An 18,422-nucleotide genomic window follows, 5' to 3' on the forward strand; every position below is an offset into this window, starting at 1 on the left:
CCGCCGCGCTTAAGCCCGCCGCGCTTCCCCCGCGCCCGGCCACAGGCAGGCGTCCACGTCAAAGGGAAGTGTCTGGTCCGAGCCTGCCATGAGGTTGGCACCATGGGCCGTTACCCGCCGCATGTAGTGCCTCCGGCAGAGGGTCTCATAGCCCACCACTCCTGCGGGTTCGCGGGCATCTTCGCTGGAAGCCACATCCCCCACCATGACCTGTTCGCCTTCCACCACCATGATCCCGTCCAAGGTCCGGGCATTCTGCGTGGCACGGCGGCCGCACCAGCACAACGCCTCCACCTGCAGCACTTGTACCTTGTCAGCCAATTCAATCAGCCGCTGGGAACCGGGAAACAGCCTGGTACGGAAATCGGACGTGATACCGAAGGCAAACACGTCCACGTCCATTTCGTCCACCAGACGGGCAAGTTGCTCCACCTGGACAGCGGAGTAGAACTGCGCTTCGTCGCAGATGAGGTAGTCCACCCGGAAACCACTGGTGCGCCGAACAACCACCTCGTCCCAGAAGTCGGTGGTGGGGTGCACCTCCACGGCGTCCGTCTGCAAGCCGAGCCTGCTTGAGATCGTGGAGTCACCGGCGCGGTCGTTGCAACTGAACCGAACGCCTCCCCTGCCACGCGCCCGATGGTTGTGGTCCATCTGAAGTGCCAGCGTCGACTTCCCGCAGTCCATGGTTCCGGAGAAAAAAACCAGTTCAGCCACGGGCGCCCTTTTTGCCGCCTGCGGAGAAGCAAAGCAGCGGCACTTCCCGTTCCGCCTTGGTCAGCGACCCGTGCTGTCCCACTACTTCCAGTGCGGTGGGGCGCACCCTGCGGGTGTCGTAAAGCGCCAGCGTGTCCCGCGCAGCGATCATCACGTCACCGATCCTGGGAGCTACGTTGTCCTTGACCTCGCCGAAAAGCCCGGCCTCCATGGCTTGGCTGCGCGTGAACACCCAGACGCGTTCGCCAAAACGCTTGCGCCACGCCCCCATGAGCGAATCCCGAACGGAGTCACCGGCATCCGGCTCGAGGTACAGGTGGACCATCCGGGGCTCGCCAGCCGTGTGCCTGACTCCGGCCACCAGTGCCGGGTCTGCGGAGTAGTCAATGCGCTGGGATTCGGGAACGTCCAGCATGCCGTGGTCGCCGGTGACAAGGACGGTGGTACCTCCCGGCAAGGAAGTGGACAAGCGCTTGACCGTGGCGTCCAGCTCCTCAAGCTGATGCTCCCATCGTTCTGACTGGCATCCGTGGCGGTGCCCCGCTTTGTCCAGTTCATTGACATAGAAGTACATCAGCGAAGGCCCGCTGGAAGACATTTCCTCCCCTGCGGCGGCCGTGCGGGCATGCAGGGTGGTACCGCCCCTGAACCGACTGCCCCGCAACGCTGCCTGGGTCATTGGCGAGTTCCCGAACTGGGGAAGGCTCACTGTCACCACATCCATGTCGGCGGCCAGGCGCTCAAAAACGGTGGTGTGCGGCTGCCAGGTCCTGGGGTCGACCTTGGAATCCCAGTTGCCCAGGAGGTTGACCACTTTGTCTTGCGACGGGTCCAGGACGTCGTAGCCGACCATGCCGTGGCTTCCCGCGGGCAAGCCGGTTCCCAAGCTGGCCAGGGAGGCCGCTGTGGTGCTGGGAAATGCCGAGTCGATCCAGGTGGGCACATTTCCCTGCCCGGCTGAAATGACCGACCTCAGGAACGGAGTGTGCGAAGCTTTTTGCTTCAGCAGCGAGCGGCCAAGTCCATCGGCCAGGACCACGCAGACCCGCTTGGTCGGGGGCAGGTTCAGCGTGTTGGCAAAACCCCGGGCTCCAAGGCTCGCGGCGGCACTCGTGAAGACCTCGGCGATGGACTTGCTTCCAAACAGTGGCGGTGTTGGCAGTTCCGGGGCGTCCGCGGCGCCAGCCGGCATCAACGCTGGTGTCCGCGGCTCAGGCGGTTGCTGAAGACGCCCGAGCGGGGACGGGGAGCAGGTATGGCTGTATGCGGAGCCGGCGACTGCGCACCGGTATTGACGGCGCGGAGGGCGCGGGCGAAGACCTTGGCGTCCTGGACCGCCTGGAGGCCATCCGCCTCGGCGCTGATGCGCAGCACGATGTCCTCCTGGGCAATGGTGCCGGTGTAGCCATGGTCTGCCTCGCACTGGGGGTCGCCGCAGCTTGCCGGGCCCATATCCAGCCGCTGGCCTCCGGACCAGGCGATGGACACGGTCAGTTCGCGCACGGGATCCGATGGCTTGTAGTCCTGCGGCTGGGCGTACATGTAGCTCAGCACCACCGAACGGATCTGGGCTACCGGCACCGATTCCGTGGAGATCTGGGCAACGATCTGCTCCCCGGCCTCGTCCAATTGCTGGTCGTCCACGTGCGTGATGACGAGCATGTCTTCGGTGAGGACGAGCACCGTGATGTGACGCCGGACCTCTGCGCGGTCGAAGTGCGTTTCAAGGTGCACCAAGTGCGAGAGGCAGTCGCGACCGTCAAGGGCGTCATTGACGACGTCGGCCACCAGACGCGGGTAGAAACCTGCCTGCTGGAGCGCCTGGTCCAGGCTCTGTCCCTGCGAACTGTGGTTGTGCGCGGTGTGGTGTCCTGTATTGAACGGGCGGGACTGAGGCGTCGGAGACTGGGTGCTCATTCCCCCATTTTCACAGATCGCCGGATGACTTCCTAACTGCGCACCGTGCAGGCAACACACCTGGGAACGGCCGCCGTCGTCAACTCCGCATTGCCCGGCGGGCGCTGTCCGTTCGCTGAGCTGCGTTGCCTATCCATACGTCGCAGCCAAGGATTGTGGCGCCGGAAGGCCCGGCCAGCACGGGATTGAACTCCACCATCGCTATGCCCGGATGGTCGTCCTTGAGCTTGGCCAGCCGTGCGCCGATATCTTCCAAGGCGGCAACGTCCACAGCCGGAAGTCCTTGGTACCCGAACAGCTTTCGAGCGGCGCGCGGTGAACGGATGATGTCATGCAGGTCCGTTGCGAACAGTGGCGGAACGCGGTGCGCCCAGTCGTCGAGAAGGTTCACGGCGTCCCCGGCCAGTCCGAATGAGACAACCGGACCCAGCAGTGGGTCTTCCATGGCCCGGAATGTGCATGCTTGGCCCACGGGTGCCATCGCCTGGACCTCCAGCGAAGGGGATCCATACGGCTGAAGGGCCCGGCGCATCTGTTCGATGTTCTGCCGGAGGGACGGTTCATCCTGGATGTCCAGACGCACTCCACCCAGGTCCAGACGGTGGCGCAGCATGGGATCAGTCGTTTTGAGCACCACCGGCCAGCCCACTGAGTCAGCGGCTAGAACGGCCTCATCGGCGGTGCCGAACCCGATGGAAGGCACCACAACAATTCCGTATCCGCCCAGCAGGGCGGCGGCGGCTCCGGCGTCGAGCTTCCGCAACTTCTCACCGGTGACGCCCGCCAGCATGGCGGTGAGGGCCTCCCGGGTCCCTTCCTCATCACAGCCGTCGGGTTCGACCACGAGGCCCTGGTCCCGGTCACGCCACTGTGCGTACCTGACAAGTGCGGCGAGCGCCGCGACGGCCGCGCCTGCGTTCGAGTAGCACGGAAGCAAGGCTTTGCCGTTCCGGCCCACCATTCCTTCTACATGCACGGACGGATCCAGGATGCCCGTAAAGGCCGCCACCACCGGTTTGCCTGCTTCTGCTGCGCATTCGGCCAGTACGCCGGCCAGTGCTTCGACGGAGAGGCCACGCGCTGGCAGGAGAGCGGCCACCAAGGCGTGGACCGACGGATCGGCGAGGATCTCCCGGAGGCTCGATTGCAGGGCGGGAAGGGCCAGGGACATGCCGGCGTCCAGGTCTACATCCGTGACCGTCCGAGCGATGTCCAGCCCGGCGGGCGCAGCGGCGTCGGCAACAACAGTGGCCAACGCAACCGAGTTTGAGAAGACGGCAAGTCCCGGACCTGCGGGCAAGGCTTGCGTAGAGGCTATCTGCGCAATATCCATGAGCTGCTCCACGGTGTCCACGCGGATCACACCGGCCTGGCGCATCATCGCATCCACTGCCGCCGCGGGAGCCTGGGTGGTCCGGACTTCGTGCCCGGGCGGCAACCGAAGGCCGGTCACATCCGACTTGGCGACGATGACGGGCTTGCTGCGGGAAAGCCGGCGGGCAAGGCGGGAGAACTTCCGGGGGTTTCCAATGGATTCCAGGTAAAGTCCCACCGCGGCGGTATCGGGATCATCTTCCCAGTACTGCATGGCGTCGTTGCCTGAGACGTCCGCGCGGTTGCCGGCCGAAAGGAAGGAGGACAGGCCCAGGCGACGGCGGCTGGCCGCTGCGTAGACGGCAACCCCGACTGCGGCCGACTGGCTGAACAGGCCCAGCCCTCCCACTGGCGGCATCACGGGAGCCATGGACGCGTTGAGCGCAACCTCGGGATTGGTGTTCAGTATCCCCAGCGATTCCGGGCCGATGACCCGCATCCCGTTGGCGCGCGCCCTTCTTACCAGTTCGTGTTGCCGCGCCAGGCCGCGTTCCCCGTCGTCGGCGAAACCTGCCGTGACCACCACGAGGCCTTTGACGCCGGCGGCTGCGCAGTCGTCCACCACGTTGGGGACTTCTTCGTAAGGGACGGCGATGATAGCCAGTTGCACCGGTCCGGGGATATTGGCGAGCTTGTCGAAGGACATCATGCCCGCAAGCTCGAAAGCCTCGGGGTTGACGGCATACACGGGCCCTTTGAACCCGCCTTCGATAATGTGTTCCAGCAATTGGTAGCCGACCGTCCCCCATTTGCGGCTGGCACCGATGACGGCGATCGACGACGGCGCCAGGAGGTCGCGTACGCTGCGCGCCTCTGCGCGGTGCTCGCGTGATTCCATGACGGCCCGCGATTTCTCCGTGGGATCGATGTTGAACTCGACGCTCACTACGCCGTCGTCGAACTGCCGGTGGAGGTCGTAGCCGGCGTCGGCGAACACCATGAGCATTTTGCGGTTTTCCGGGAGGACTTCTGCGGTGAAGCGCCGAATACCGTTCTCCCTGGCAGCCACCGCCAGGTGTTCCAGGAGAATGGAACCGATCCCGCGGCCCTGATGTGCATCGGAGATGTTGAAAGCAACCTCTGCCTCGGCGGGATCGTCCAGGCGGTCGTAACGTCCCACGCCCATGATTTCCCCGCCGATGGTGATCACGAACGCGACGCGGTTGACGTGGTCCACTTCCGTGAAGCGCTTGACTTCCTTCCCGGAGAGCTTCGGCTTGAAGGAAAAGAACCGCATGTAGATGGAGGCCTGTGACTGCCCGGCGTGGAAAGCCTGCAGGGCGTCGGCATCCTGGGGACGGATAGGTCGCAGATGGGCGGTTCCGCCGTCGCGCAGTACGACATCGGCCTCCCAATATTCCGGATAAATGCCGACGCCGGGCTGATCCACCATAGGCTTAGCCTAGCCAAAACATCCGCAGTACAGCTTTAAGGATCCACCGAGCCCATGGCCCGCAGCCAAACTTCCGCACGCAAAGGCGAACCCCTCGGCGATTTCACCGAGACGATCGTCGATATCGATGTCACTTCCGAGATGGAGGGCTCCTTCCTGGAGTACGCCTATTCGGTGATCTATTCGCGTGCCCTCCCCGACGCACGTGACGGCCTCAAGCCTGTCCAACGCCGCATCCTGTACATGATGGCCGATATGGGCCTCCGCCCGGACCGGGGACATGTAAAGAGTGCCCGCGTGGTGGGCGAAGTCATGGGCAAGCTCCACCCGCACGGCGATGCCGCGATCTACGACGCCATGGTCCGCATGGCCCAGGACTTCTCCTTGCGCCTGCCCCTCATTGACGGGCACGGGAACTTCGGATCGCTCGACGACGGTCCGGCAGCTCCCCGTTACACCGAAGCGCGGTTGGCCGCTGCAGCCCTGACCATGACGGACCACCTCGACGAAGATGTGGTGGACTTCGTTCCCAACTACGACAACCAGCTCACCCAGCCTGAAGTCCTGCCTGCGGCGTTCCCCAACCTGCTGGTCAACGGCACCACGGGCATCGCGGTGGGCATGGCAACCAACATGGCCCCGCACAACCTCGTGGAAGTCATCGCGGCGGCCAGGCACCTGATCGCCAACCCGGATGCCACGTTGGATGACATCATGAGGTTCATTCCGGGGCCGGACCTTCCTACGGGAGGCCGCATTGTTGGCCTCGATGGAATCCGGGATGCTTACGCCACTGGCCGCGGCTCCTTCAAAACGCGCGCCAAGGTGGAAGTCGAGCAGCTTTCGGCCCGCCGGACGGGGTTGGTGGTCACTGAACTTCCCTACATGGTGGGCCCCGAAAAGGTCATTGAGCGCATCAAGGACGGGGTCAACTCCAAGAAGCTCACGGGCATCAGCGATGTGGTGGACCTGACGGACCGCAACCATGGCCTGCGCCTGGTGATCGAGTTGAAGAACGGCTTCAACCCCAATGCCGTCCTTCAGCAGCTTTACCGTTACTCGCCCATGGAAGATTCCTTCGGCATCAACAACGTCACCCTCGTGGATGGACAGCCCCAGACGCTCGGCCTCCTGCAGCTCCTGCAGGTCTACGTGGACCACCGCCTGGACGTCGTGCGGCGCCGGACCGTCTTCCGCCTCGGAAAGAAGAAGGACCGCCTCCACCTTGTTGAAGGTCTTTTGATCGCGATCGTGGACATCGATGAGGTCATCCAGATCATCCGCTCTTCGGATGAGGCATCAGCGGCACGTGAACGGTTGATGTCGATCTACGACCTCACCGAAATCCAAGCCAACTACATCCTCGAACTGCGCTTGCGCCAGCTGACCAAGTACTCGCGCATCGAGCTCGAGAAAGAGCAGGACGAACTCCGGCGGGAGATCGAGGCACTGGAAGCCATCCTGGGCTCGGACCAGCTGCTCCGGGAGTTGGTCTCCGGCGAACTGGCCGAAATTGCCGAAAAATACGGGACGCCGCGCAGGACCGTGCTGCTGGAATCCGAGGCCGTTTCGCCGACGGTCGCTGCGGCACTGGCTGCCGCCGCGCCTAGCTCCAAGGGCAAGGCGGCAGCGCTTCCGCTCGAAATCCCGGACGATCCCTGCTGGGCCCTCCTCAGCGTTTCCGGACAGATCGCCCGGACTTCCAACCAGGAGCCCTTGGCGGAATCCGGTCCGCGGACCAAGCACGATGTGTTCCGTTCAGCGGTGAAAACCACAGCGCGTGGCGAGATCGGCGCGGTCACCTCCCAAGGCCGGATGCTGCGGTTGCAGGTCATGGATATGCCGGTGCTCCCGCCCGTGAGCGGCCTGCCGAATCTCGCAGGCGGTGTTCCCGCGAAGGACTTCGTTACCTTGGTCAAGGGCGAGTCGCTCGTGGCCTTCGTACCCCTGGACGCTGTCCTCGCCGTCGGCACGGTCCAGGGCGTGGTGAAGCGCGTTCAGCCGGACTATCCGCTGAACCGTGAGGACTGGGAAATCATCTCGCTGAAGGACAAGGACTCGGTCCTCGCCGTCGAACCGGCGCAGGACGACGTCGACCTCGTCTTCGTCACGAAGCAGGCGCAGTTGCTCCGGTTCAGTGCGTCCAGCGTCCGTCCGCAGGGCAGGACAGCGGGCGGTATGGCCGGCATCAAGCTCGCTGCCGGGGACGAAGTCCTCCACTTCGGTGCCGTCCGCACCGACGATCCGGCCGCCGTCGTCGTGACCGTCGCGGGAACCAACGGTGCACTGCCGGGCACGGCCCCGGGTACGGCCAAAGTGACCGCTTTCGAAGAGTACCCGGCCAAGGGCCGCGCAACCGGAGGAGTGCGTGCGCACCGGTTCCTCAAGGGCGAAGACACGCTCCTCCTGGCGTGGGCAGGCCATGGGCCGGCAAAGGCATCCTCGGCTGCCGGTGTGGCCAGGGCCCTTCCCCACGAGCATGGCAGGCGCGACGGTTCAGGCGTCCCGCTCTCCCAGCCGGTGGAAGCGATCGGGCCGAGCATGTCCTGGCCCGGAGCTTCGGAGCCGGAGGGAGAGTAACCACGCAAAAGAGGGGCCGGCGGTTCGCGAACCGCCGGCCCCTCTTTTGCGTGCCAAGCTAGCCGTTTCCGCCCATCTGGTTGAGGCTCAGGATGTTTCCCTCGGTATCGAGGAACCAGGCCGCGGCGCTGCCGTCCGGCATCGTGGCGATGCCATTCTCCGTCTTGAGGCCGGGCATGTCGTAGTCTTCGAAAACGACTCCCTTCCCGCGCAGCTCCTCCACGGTGGCCGAAACATCGTCGACCATCCAGCCCATTTGCGTATTCCTGGCACTGCCTGCGTTCGGCGTCTCGTAGATGAGGAACCCGGTGCCATCGGCGCACCTGTACTGGAGGTTGTCATCCGCGTCCGGATTGTCGGGCTCAAGTCCGAGTTTCTCGCTGTAGAACCCGCGGGCCCGCTTCAGATCCTGTGCCGGCAGAACGGCAGCCACTTGCTGATCTTTGAGCATGATTCTCTCTTTCCGGCTCTCCTCCCGGAACGAAGCTTACTCCTGCAGCTTCCCTATGTAATCGGCAAGTCGCCGCGGATTTTCAAGGGTGCCCCGAGAGGACCGGCAAGCCGCATAGACTGGCCCCATGGTCATCATCCCTGACGAAAAAGACTGGACCTGGGTCCTCTCCAAGCCGTGCCCCGAATGCGGTTTCGACGCCTCCACCGTGACACCGGCGACGGTCCCCGGAAGCGTCCTCAGCATGCTCCCCCGCTGGCGCGCCGTGCTCCGTCGGGAAGACGCAGCGGTGCGCCCGAACGACCACACGTGGTCACCCCTGGAATATGCCTGCCACGTCCGTGACGTCTTTGGCCTGTTCGGCCAGCGCTTGAACCTGATGCTCACCGAGGACGACGCGAAGTTCGACAACTGGGACCAGGACCAAGCTGCCATCGACGGGGACTATGCCTCAGCGGATCCCGCGCAGGTCTCGAACGAACTGATCTCCGAAGGCGAACAAACGGCGGAATCCTTCGCCCGGGTGGTCCAGGACGAATGGCCTAGGACCGGTACCCGCAGCAACGGATCGGTGTTTACCGTCCTGACGTTCTCGCAGTACTTCCTCCACGACGTCGTCCACCACCTGCACGACGTCGACGGTTAGAGGATCTTCTCCCACGTCATGCTCCGGCTTACCGGGGCATAGCCCATGCCCACATACAGTGCCAGGGCTCCAGTGGGGTTTGCGGAATCGACATCCAGGGACGCCACGTCCATTCCGGCGTCGGCGAACCGCCGCATTGCCTCGGCCAGGAGTGCCTGCCCTATGCCCCTGCCCCGGTAAGCCCTCCTGACTCCCAAAAGCTCCGTGTACCCCTCTTTGAAGCCACGGTCCGCAGCAGCATCGGGGTCGTGGCTGGCCAGCACGTATCCGGCAACTTCTCCCGAAGATGAATCCACCACTACGGCGCTCCAGTCGTGGCGCGCGGTCGGCTCCTCCAAGGTGAACCGCCAGGACTCCTCGTCCCTCGGTTCGCTGCCCCAGTGGTCCTCGAAGGCTTCGTTATGGGCCAGTCGGACGGCTTCGTGCAGCGAGGCGTCCATGGGCCTGAACTCCAGACCGTCGGTCAGCGGCCGAGGCGGGACCGGCAGTGACAACGGCCTGTGCATTTCGTTGAACCATCGGATGGCGCGATAGCCGCGTGCCTGGAGCAGCGAGGACTGATGGTGATGCTGCTCCTCGGTGCGGATGCGCAACCGAGGCTGGTGGTCCCCATGCCCCGCCGCCGCATCACGGGCAAAGCGTTCCCGTGTGCACGTCTCCTGCCAAGCGATGACGGCCGAACCGATCCCCCGGCGCTGCCATTCCGGGTCCACGCATCCCATGCCCCGGGCTTTGTCTCCGTCCGGGTTCTTTTCGATCCGGCCGTAGGCGCGGGCCGTCCCGGTCTCGTCGAAACCGATCAGGGTGCTGGTGCGGGCATCGTTGGTGGTGGACTCCAGGATGTGGGCAAGGTCGCCGTGCTTTTCGTACCAGGCGGGATGTTCGACGGCGGCCGTCCGGGCGATCAGGCCCGCCCAGTTGTCGATGTCCTCCGTGGACGCGGGACGCCAGCGCAGTCCGCAGATGGTTTCGGCGGCCACGAAGTTGCTTGGGATCTCTGCGGACATGCGTACAGGCTACTGAGCCGTATCGCGTGCCACCAGTTCTGCCGCGCTCTTGTCCCTACCCATTGCCTCCATCGGGGAGTTTGCCTTCCCGACCCCCAACTCAAGCCGGTCATCGGAGGGATCGATGTCCTCAGGGTTGTGCGTTACCAGTACCACGGTGACGCCTTTCAGACCCCGCCGCAAAGTACCCATCATCTCCCGCGCAGACGCGGCGTCAAGGTGGGCTGTCGGCTCATCGAGCAGGAGGACTCCCGCGCCGGTCAGCAGCGTACGCGCCATGGCAAGCCGTTGCCGTTCGCCGCCGCTGAGGAATGCACCGCCCGGCCCAACCCGGGTATCGAGCTTGTGGGGCAGCTTTTCAACCAGCTCATCAAGGCCGACGTCGGCGAGCGCCTTGTACATCTCGTCCTCGCCGGGCTTTTCCCCTGCGGGTCTGGCCAACAGGAGGTTTCCCCGGATGGTGGAGTCGAAGAGGTGGGCTTCCTGGGGGCACCAGGCGGCCGTTCCCGTGAGGCGTACGGTTCCCCCGGCCACCGGAAGGAAGCCAAGGAGCACTGACAACAGCGTGGATTTGCCCGCGCCGGAGGGGCCGGTCACCGCCAGCCAACGTCCCGGTGAAGCAGCAACTGACAAGCCGGAGAGAACCGCGGGTCCCCCGGGCCACGCCGCCGTAACGTCGACCAGCTCGAGGCCCTCCCTGCCTGGCCGCCCGGGCCAGTTCTGGAGGCCGTCGTCGATCTTGGCTGCACCCTTCACGGCGCCGGGCACGGTGTGCAGGGCACTTGAACCGGCCACCCTGCCCAGGACGGCGGCGAGCGCAGGCGCCTGCCGAACCGCGGGCACCACTGCGGCGTAGGGTTCCACCATGGCGAGCTGCATCAGGACCAGGACGGCTGCCAACGCCGGTGCGGCCTCACCGCTTTGCATGGGCCCGGCCGCGAGCAGCCCGGTCCAGAGTGCGGCGAGGGAGCAGGCCAGGACAACGAGGGCCTGGCCGAGCCCTTCCGCCCACGCCGAACGTTGCGCGGCGGCAGTTGCCGCACGGTCCTTCTTCGCGAGCCCTTCGAGGACCGGCCCCGCTACGCCGTTGGCGCTGAGTTCGGCCCGTGCGTCCAGGGCCGATGCGACTCCGCGGAGCACCTGCGTGTGCAGCGCCTGTTCTGCCCGGGCTGCGTTCCGGTCGGCGAGCAGCGCAAGGAGGGGTGCGCAGAACAGCCCCAGCACAGCGGCCGCCACGGTTGCAGGCAACGCCGCCGGGAGGACCAGGGCGGTCGCGGTCACTGCGCCCGCTGCCACACCCAGGGCGGCCAGGGGCGGGAGGACCACCCGGGGTAGAAGGTCCCGCAAGGTATCGACGTCGTCGACGATCGCGCCGAGGACGTTGCCGCCCTGCAAGAGCCTACGGAGTGCAAGCGCGCGGCGGCTCAGTGTGGTCCAGAGTGAGCCACGCAGGCGGGTCATTGCGGCGAAGACGGCGTCGTGGGTCAGCAGCCTCTCGGAGTAACGCAGGACAGCGCGGCCAATGCCAAAGAACCTGACGCCGACGATTGCGCCAAGCAGGTAGAGGATCGGTGGTTGTTCGCTCGCCCGGATGATGAGCCAACCGGAAAGGCCGGAGAGTGCCACTGCGAAGAGCGCAGCAAGCACTCCCACCGCGGCGGCCGCGGCGAATTTCCACTTCACCGGTTCCAGGACAGCTCCGAGCTGCCGCAGGAATTGAGTTCGGACAGATGGGCCGGCCAACTCCGTGGGCAAAGCTGCTGCGGTCTCGCTTGGCGCAGCAGGTGACTCAGCAGGCGTCGGGGCATGGGCCCTGGTTGTGCCGGGGGCGCCCAACGAAACGGTGTGGTCAGCCAGCGCCCGGGTGGCGGCATCGTGGGCCACCAGGATGACCGTCGTGCTGCCACTCAGGGATTCGATTGCCCTGCGGACTACTGCAGCGGAGTAGGGATCGAGGTGTGCGGTCGGTTCATCCAGGAGCAGGAGCGTTGCCCCGGAGTCCAGGCGCGCCAGGCCGCGCGCCAGGGCAACGCGGCGGAGCTCGCCTGGACTTAGTTCAGACGGGTGCTTGGCAGCCAGGTGATCAGCGGAGACTTGGCGGAGAATTCCCGCGGCCCTGCCGGCTCCGTTTGTGCCCGCGGAGGCACCGAGGTAGAGCAGGACTTCAGCAAGGACGGAGTCGCTTGCCATGGCTGGGTGCTGGGGTACCCACGCCACGGTGCCGGGCGCCGCACCCTGCACGCTTCCTTGCACCGTGGTCCCGGGGGCGTTGCCCACCAGGCCCGCCAGTACACCGAGGACGGTGCTTTTGCCTGTTCCACTTGCCCCGTCCAAGGCGGTGACGCGGCCCGCCGGAGCTGTGAAGGTCAGCGGGCCCACTGCTGCCCCGGATCTTCCTTCGTAGTCCACCCGCAGTTCCGTTACCACAATCTCGGCGGCACCCTTGGCGCCCTGCTCCACAGAGGGATTGAGCCTTTGCGTGCCCGGTGCCGCAAGGATGGTGGTGCTGGCGCCAAGTGCTTCGCGGCCGTCATCGCTGGCATGATGGGCCGTCCCCAGTTCCCGGAGGGGCAGGTAGCACTCGGGGGCGAGGATGAGGGCCAAGAGCCCCGCCTCCAGGGCCATGTCCCCGCCCACCAGCCGCACCCCGATGAAGACAGCCACTACGGCCACGGAGATGGTGGCTATGAGCTCGAGTGCAAGGGCCGAGAGGAAGGCGACGCGGAGGGTCCCCATGGTCCGGTGGCGGTATTGCTCCGAGATTTCATCCAGGGCGGCCCGCTGCTCACTGGCTCTTCCGAGGCCCACCAGCACGGGCAGCCCCTTGGCGAGCTCAAGGATGTGCCCGGAGAGTCTGCGCAGGGTGGCCTGGGCTTCCCTGACGTTGTCCTCGGTGTGGCGGCCGATCAGAACCATGAAGAGCGGCACCAACGGGACCGTCAGGACGATGACCACTGCACTGACCCAGTCGGCGAACAGGATTCTGGCACCGATGAGCAACGGAATGGTGGCGCAGTTCACCAGTGCGGGAAGATATTGCGTGTAGTAGTTGTCAAGGGCATCGAGTCCTCGGGTGGCCAGGATGGCCAAACCGCCGTCGTTCATGCGCGCGGACGAAGTTCCGCCCTCCCCCAGCGCCTTGCCAAGCAGTTGCGCCCGCAGTTCCTCCTTGACCCCCAATGCCGCCCTGCGGGAGGCGACACCCTGGCCCCACACGGTGAGGGACCTCAGCACCGCGCCTGCCGCACCCCACAGCAGGCCGTGGTTCCAGTCGGCATCCCCGCCGGCCAGCCCGGCAAGCATGCCTGCCACGGCCTGGGCCATCAGGACCAACGACAACGCTTTGAGTGCGGACAGGATTCCGATGCCGTACAACGCCTTGGCTGTTGCCTGGCCGGAGGGAAACGCGGATTTCATGGCGGGGTCAGGCCCCCGGACCGGCAGGAGTTCCGGTGGGACTGGCGGACGTCTTCCCGTCCGGTTTGTCGGCAAGGATCCTGGACGCTATGGCCGGCAGGAACCCGTGCGCCGCGGGGATATGGGCAGCACTCACCCTGCGCCGGAAGACCCAGTAGGTCCAGGCCTGGTAGGCGATGACCAGTGGCAGGCCGACTGCCGCCACGATGCTCATGAGGCCGAGAGTGTAGTCCGAAGACGATGCGTTGCTGATGGTGAGGTTGAACGCAGGATCGATGGTGGAGGGGATGACCACCGGGAAGGCGGCACCAAAGATCGACGCCGTTGCGCTCACCACAAACGCTCCGGTGGCCGCGAACAAACGGCCTTCGGCGCCGCTCCTGCCAAACTGCCAGGCCAACCCTACTGCCACAACGCCGGCCACCACGAGCGCCCACGTCCAAGGTTTTCCACCGGTCATCTGGACGGAAACCATCCAGGCGAGCAGTGGCAGCGCCGCGAAAGGTACCAATTTGGTGAACCATCGACGGGCACGGTGCCGCACGTCGCCGTCGGTCTTCAGGGCCAGGAACGCCAGGGCGTGGACCAAGGCAAAAGCCACCACGCCGAAGCCGCCCAGCAAGGCATATCCGCTGAACCAGGCAAAGGGACCGCCGGTCCGGTCGCCGTTGGCATCAATGGGCAGTCCAGTGGTGGTCAGGGCAAGCGCAGCGCCCACCCCGAAAGCTGCCACGAATGACCCCAGGGCAATGGCCCAGTCCCAGGTATTGCGCCACCTTTCGGTATCCACCTTGCCGCGGTACTCGAATGCCACGGCACGGAAAATCAAGGCGACCAGCACAAGCAGCAGGGGCAGGTAGAGCGTGGAGAACAGGGAAGCGTACCAGAGCGGGAAGGCCGCGAACGTGGCTCCGGCCGCGGTGAGCAGCCAGACCTCGTTGCCGTCCCACACCGGGCCGATCGTGTTGAGGAGGACCCGCCGGTCAGTGTTGTCTCGGGCAAAAAGCTTCATGAGCATGCCCACACCCAGGTCGAAGCCTTCAAGGAAGAGGTAGCCGGTCCACAACACTGCGATGGCGACGAACCAGATTGCTGGCAACAGTTCCATTATTGGATTCCTCTGCTTCTAGTAGGCGAAAGCCAGGACGTCGTCGGACTTACCGTTGCCGGGAGTTCCATCGTCGTTCCCGTCTCCGCCCTTGCCGTCTTCTGCCGAATGGGCGAGTTCGGGCATGGCCGAAGCCACTCCACCGCGGACGTACTTGACCAAAAGCTTGACCTCCACCACAAGCAGCACCGCGTAGATCGTAGTCAGGACCACCAGGGAGCCCAGGATTTCTCCAGCACTAACCCCTGGCGAGACGGCCGCGGCAGTGAACATGAAGACCTGGTCGATCCCGTTCATGTCCGGGTTGGGCGCCACAACGAACGGTTGGCGGCCCATCTCGGTGAAGATCCAGCCCGCGGCGTTGGCACCGAAGGGTGCAAGGATGCCAAAGACAGCAATCCGCATGAGCCACCTGGACGCCGGAACCACTCCCTTGCGTGTTACCCAGAGGGCCAACAGCGCTGCCAATGCGGCGACGCCGCCGAAGCCGATCATCATGCGGAAGCCCCAGTAGGTTACTTCCATGACGGGCACATACTGGATTTCCTGGCCGGCGCGGTCGCCGTAGAGGGGGTTATCCGGCAGGTGCGTTCCGTATTTGTCCTTGTACTCGCCGAGGAGGCTGTTGACGCCCTTGACCTCGGTGGTGAAGTCGCCCTTGGCCAGGAAAGACAGAATCCCGGGAACCTCGATCACAGCAACAATGTCATCGCAGTTTTTGGCGCCGAGGTTTCCCACGCTCAGTACCGAGAAGCCCGTTCCGTCGTGGCAGGCTGCCTCTGCGGCAGCCATCTTCATTGGCTGCTGCTCAAACATGAGCTTGCCCTGCAGGTCGCCGGTGATTGCAGTGCCGGCGAAGGAAATCATGGCTACGACTGCGCCGATGCGGAGGGAGCGCATCCACACTGTGTAGTCCGTCTTGTCCCGTCCGGGAATCGCCGCCTCGCCGGGCACCATCCGGCCGTCCGCCCCCACCACATCGATGCCGTCGTGGCGGCGGCGCCACAAGTGGTACCAGGCGATGCCCAACAGGAAGGCTCCGGCCACGCCAAGCGCCCCGAAGAGTGTGTGTGGTACAGCTACCAGCGCAGTGTTGTTGGTGAAGACGGCCCAGGCGTCCGTCATGACCGGCCGTCCGTCCACCATCTCGACGCCCACTGGGTGCTGCATCCAGGAGTTAGCGACGATGATGAAGTAGGCAGAGAAGACAGAACCAATCACGGCGATCCAGAGGCAGGCCAAGTGAACGCCGCGCTTGAGTTGCTTCCAACCGAAAATCCACAGGCCCAGGAAAGTCGACTCAACAAAGAAGGCGAGCAGGGCCTCCAGAGCCAGCGGGGCACCGAAAACGTCCCCGACGAAGCGGCTGTATTCGCTCCAGGCCATGCCGAATTGGAACTCCTGCACAATGCCCGTGGCTACGCCCATGATGAAGTTGATGAGGAAGAGCTTCCCCCAAAACTTGGTCATCCGCAGATACTCGATTTTTCCAGTGCGGTACCAGAGTGTCTGGATGACGGCCACCACGAGGCCCAGGCCGATCGTGAGCGGCACCATCATGAAGTGGTAGACGGTGGTGATACCGAATTGCCAGCGTGCAATTTCCAAGGCGTCCATGGCTGTCCTTTGTCCGGCGGCCCTTAGTGGGTGGCTAGTTCTACATCTCGTAGAAAACTAATCTTCTACACAGTGTAGAACAAATGCGCGACACCAAGTCCAATTGTTCAAGTGGCGATGGACACGGGCAAGGCCTTCGCCGCGCCCGCGACGCGCCAATAGTTCTACTTCGCGTAGAATGAAGGTTGGAAACGCGGTAGATTTATCGTGGAATGTTGGATCGTCGCTCCTCGTTGAAGGTGGACGGGGCGTGAAAGGTAGGGACGTACAGATGGCGAGTCTTGGGGAACTGGAACGGGCGGTCATGGATTTGCTCTGGGCGGGCCAAGAGGCGGCAACTGCCAACACGCTGCGCGATCTCCTGGCGCAGGATTCCGCAGCGGGAGACGGCTCGGCCGGTCATCAGGGCAAGGACCTTGCCGTAACCACGGTCCTGACCGTGCTGTCGCGCCTCGAAAAGAAGGGCCTCGTGGAGCGCGAACGCGGGACCCGCCCCCACCGCTACCAGGCAGTATCGAGCCGGGCGGACCACACCGCTGAACTCATGCATGAAGTCCTGGGATCCGCACCTGACCGCGAAGCTGTCCTAGCCCGCTTCATCGGCTCTGTATCGGAAAGCGAAGCAGCCACCCTGCGCAAATTGCTCGGCTACAATTAGCCACTATGTTCTGGACCTCATATCTCCTGGCGGTCCTGGCATTGATCCTGGCATGGCCCGTGCCCGTCCTGCTGTCGAGGGCACAGTGGCCTGCCCGCTCCCCCTTTACTGCCATGGTGCTGTGGCAAGCCATCGCCCTCGCCGGTGGGCTCTCCATGATCGGGGCCATGCTCGTCTATGGGCTTGAACCAATCGGAGAAAACCTCATCGGCGGCCTTAAGAGCCTGGCCGGCATGGTGTTCAACAACGAACCCACCACCGCCCTGGGCTTCTGGCACCTCTTCGCCTTGTCTGCGGCAGCACTCCTGACGGCCCATCTTGTTTTTACCCTGCTGCTCACCTATTACAAGATCGAGCGTCAACGCCACAGGCATCGCGAACTCCTCGCACTCCTGGCATCGCCTTCGGCCGACGGCCCTGGGACGGTGGTCATTAATCACGACTCCCCCGTGGCGTATTGCCTCCCCGGTGGTGCCCGCTCCGTGACCGTACTGTCGGATGGGCTCATGGCAGCCCTTGAACCGGCGGAGCTCCGGGCAGTCCTCATCCACGAGAATGCCCATCTTTCGCAGCGCCACGACCTCCTCCTGTGGGCATTCGCCGCCTGGCGCCAAGCACTTCCCTGGTTTCCGACCACCAGGCTAGCCCAGACGGCGGTGAATTCGTTGATCGAAATGCTCGCGGACGACGTTGCACTCCGGACCGAAAGCAAGAGCACCCTGATCAAAGCGATCGCCATTGTTTCCAGCGGCACTCCTTCGCCAAGCCTGGCCGGTGGCGCGTCGCTCAATGCAGGCGGCGGAGTCGTCGAAGGGAGCGCCGTCAGCGCCACCGGCGGGGCCGATTCACCGCGCACGACGGCGTCCCGCGTCAGCCGGCTCTTGTCACCACAGCCGCCTCTCGCCAGGGGACTGCGCGCCTTGGTTCTGGCATCCTCGGTCCTGCTCCTGGCAGTACCTACTGCCCTGCTGATCGTGCCCGGCCTGCTCGGCTGATTCCCTGCTACATCAGCGTGGCCTCGTAGACGAGCTCGGCGAAGGCCTCCAGTTGCGCCCCGCAACGCGCCAGATGATCCGAGGCCTCGGAAGACTGGGGCAAGCGGAGAACGTCCCGCGCCTTCAGTTCCCGGAACCACCGCCTCAAGCGATCCAGGCTCTGCTCTTCCTCTTCAAGTTCGGCCAGCGTGAACTTTCCTTGCGAAATCTCTTTGGCGATCTCAGCCTCGAACTTGTGGCAATCCGCCCCGAATTCGGCCCATTCCTCAAGGCGGGCCGAAGCAAAGGCATCCCTGAAATGTGCTTCTCCTTCGCCGCGGGGCGAGGCATCCACCACCGTCCACGTTCCGGAGCCTTTGTCTACGAGCTCCTGGACCCTGCGCAGCCCCTCGTCGAAGGCGGTGTGCGCGGGCAACACCCACGTTCCTGGCGACAATGGCACAGCTCCGGTCCTGCGGAGTTCCCGCCACACAGCCACCCGGTGACGCGACGGCTGCGCCGGAACCTGGACGAGTATCAACAACCAACCGAATTCAGTCACA

General features: G+C 64.6%; 14 protein-coding genes. 4 read left to right on the forward strand and 10 right to left on the reverse strand.

The window, feature by feature from the left end:
* Positions 1-9 precede the first annotated feature (9 nt).
* The 4 genes from ACIPY2_RS06985 to ACIPY2_RS07000 form a co-directional block, all read right to left on the reverse strand.
* The gene (locus ACIPY2_RS06985) at positions 10-717 is read right to left on the reverse strand and encodes a thymidine kinase (protein WP_400265623.1); all 708 of its coding nucleotides are present in this window, start codon (positions 715-717) and stop codon (positions 10-12) included.
* Positions 710-1,909, reverse strand: a complete 1,200-nt coding sequence (locus ACIPY2_RS06990; protein WP_400265624.1) for an alkaline phosphatase family protein — start codon at positions 1,907-1,909, stop codon at positions 710-712. Before ACIPY2_RS06990 ends, ACIPY2_RS06985 begins: the two co-directional genes overlap by 8 nt.
* Entirely contained in the window at positions 1,909-2,634 is a 726-nt protein-coding gene (locus tag ACIPY2_RS06995; RefSeq protein ID WP_400265625.1) for a DUF5998 family protein, read from the reverse strand. The genes ACIPY2_RS06990 and ACIPY2_RS06995 overlap by 1 nt, the downstream gene beginning before the upstream one ends.
* Positions 2,635-2,713: 79 nt before the next feature.
* Positions 2,714-5,401, reverse strand: a complete 2,688-nt coding sequence (locus ACIPY2_RS07000) for a GNAT family N-acetyltransferase (protein WP_400265626.1) — start codon at positions 5,399-5,401, stop codon at positions 2,714-2,716.
* Positions 5,402-5,455: 54 nt separating this feature from the next.
* On the opposite strand from ACIPY2_RS07000, the gene ACIPY2_RS07005 reads away from it, so the two are divergent.
* Positions 5,456-7,981, forward strand: coding sequence for a DNA topoisomerase (ATP-hydrolyzing) subunit A (locus ACIPY2_RS07005; protein WP_400265627.1), 2,526 nt, complete (start codon positions 5,456-5,458; stop codon positions 7,979-7,981).
* Positions 7,982-8,039: 58 nt separating this feature from the next.
* Here the strand turns inward: ACIPY2_RS07005 and ACIPY2_RS07010 are convergent, their stop codons facing one another.
* Positions 8,040-8,432 (reverse strand): VOC family protein, encoded by a 393-nt coding sequence (locus ACIPY2_RS07010; protein WP_400265628.1) that lies wholly within the window; start codon positions 8,430-8,432, stop codon positions 8,040-8,042.
* Positions 8,433-8,559: 127 nt separating this feature from the next.
* Here ACIPY2_RS07010 and ACIPY2_RS07015 point away from each other — a divergent pair, with 127 nt between their 5' ends.
* Entirely contained in the window at positions 8,560-9,078 is a 519-nt protein-coding gene (locus ACIPY2_RS07015; protein WP_400265629.1) for a DinB family protein, read from the forward strand.
* Here ACIPY2_RS07015 and ACIPY2_RS07020 read toward each other — a convergent pair.
* The 4 genes from ACIPY2_RS07020 to ACIPY2_RS07035 are packed head-to-tail and all read right to left on the reverse strand — an operon-like array spanning position 9,075 to position 16,227.
* A complete protein-coding gene (locus ACIPY2_RS07020; RefSeq protein WP_400265630.1) occupies positions 9,075-10,085 on the reverse strand; it encodes a GNAT family N-acetyltransferase in 1,011 nt (336 codons plus the stop codon). The two genes, ACIPY2_RS07015 and ACIPY2_RS07020, sit on opposite strands and share 4 nt — an antisense overlap.
* Positions 10,086-10,094: 9 nt before the next feature.
* Positions 10,095-13,502 carry a thiol reductant ABC exporter subunit CydD gene (cydD, locus tag ACIPY2_RS07025; RefSeq protein ID WP_400265631.1) on the reverse strand — a complete coding sequence of 1,136 codons (3,408 nt, stop codon included), beginning with the start codon at positions 13,500-13,502 and terminating at the stop codon, positions 10,095-10,097.
* Positions 13,503-13,509: 7 nt separating this feature from the next.
* Positions 13,510-14,610: a cytochrome d ubiquinol oxidase subunit II gene (cydB, locus tag ACIPY2_RS07030; protein WP_400265632.1), complete on the reverse strand. Its 1,101-nt coding sequence runs from the start codon at positions 14,608-14,610 to the stop codon at positions 13,510-13,512.
* A gap of 18 nt (positions 14,611-14,628) precedes the next feature.
* Complete coding sequence (locus ACIPY2_RS07035; RefSeq protein WP_400265633.1) at positions 14,629-16,227, reverse strand: cytochrome ubiquinol oxidase subunit I; 1,599 nt, start codon at positions 16,225-16,227, stop codon at positions 14,629-14,631.
* Between the two features lie 271 nt (positions 16,228-16,498).
* Between ACIPY2_RS07035 and ACIPY2_RS07040 the strand changes: the two genes are divergently transcribed.
* Together ACIPY2_RS07040 and ACIPY2_RS07045 are read left to right on the forward strand one after the other, a co-directional pair.
* Entirely contained in the window at positions 16,499-16,885 is a 387-nt protein-coding gene (locus ACIPY2_RS07040) for a BlaI/MecI/CopY family transcriptional regulator (RefSeq protein ID WP_400265760.1), read from the forward strand.
* Between the two features lie 5 nt (positions 16,886-16,890).
* The gene (locus ACIPY2_RS07045; RefSeq protein WP_400265634.1) at positions 16,891-17,880 is read left to right on the forward strand and encodes a M56 family metallopeptidase; all 990 of its coding nucleotides are present in this window, start codon (positions 16,891-16,893) and stop codon (positions 17,878-17,880) included.
* A 7-nt stretch (positions 17,881-17,887) separates the two neighbouring features.
* Here the strand turns inward: ACIPY2_RS07045 and ACIPY2_RS07050 are convergent, their stop codons facing one another.
* Positions 17,888-18,421, reverse strand: coding sequence for a Chromate resistance protein ChrB (locus ACIPY2_RS07050; RefSeq protein WP_400265635.1), 534 nt, complete (start codon positions 18,419-18,421; stop codon positions 17,888-17,890).
* Position 18,422: the final 1 nt, after the last annotated feature.

Source organism: Paenarthrobacter sp. NPDC089675 (genome assembly GCF_044749185.1).
GTDB lineage: Bacteria > Actinomycetota > Actinomycetes > Actinomycetales > Micrococcaceae > Arthrobacter.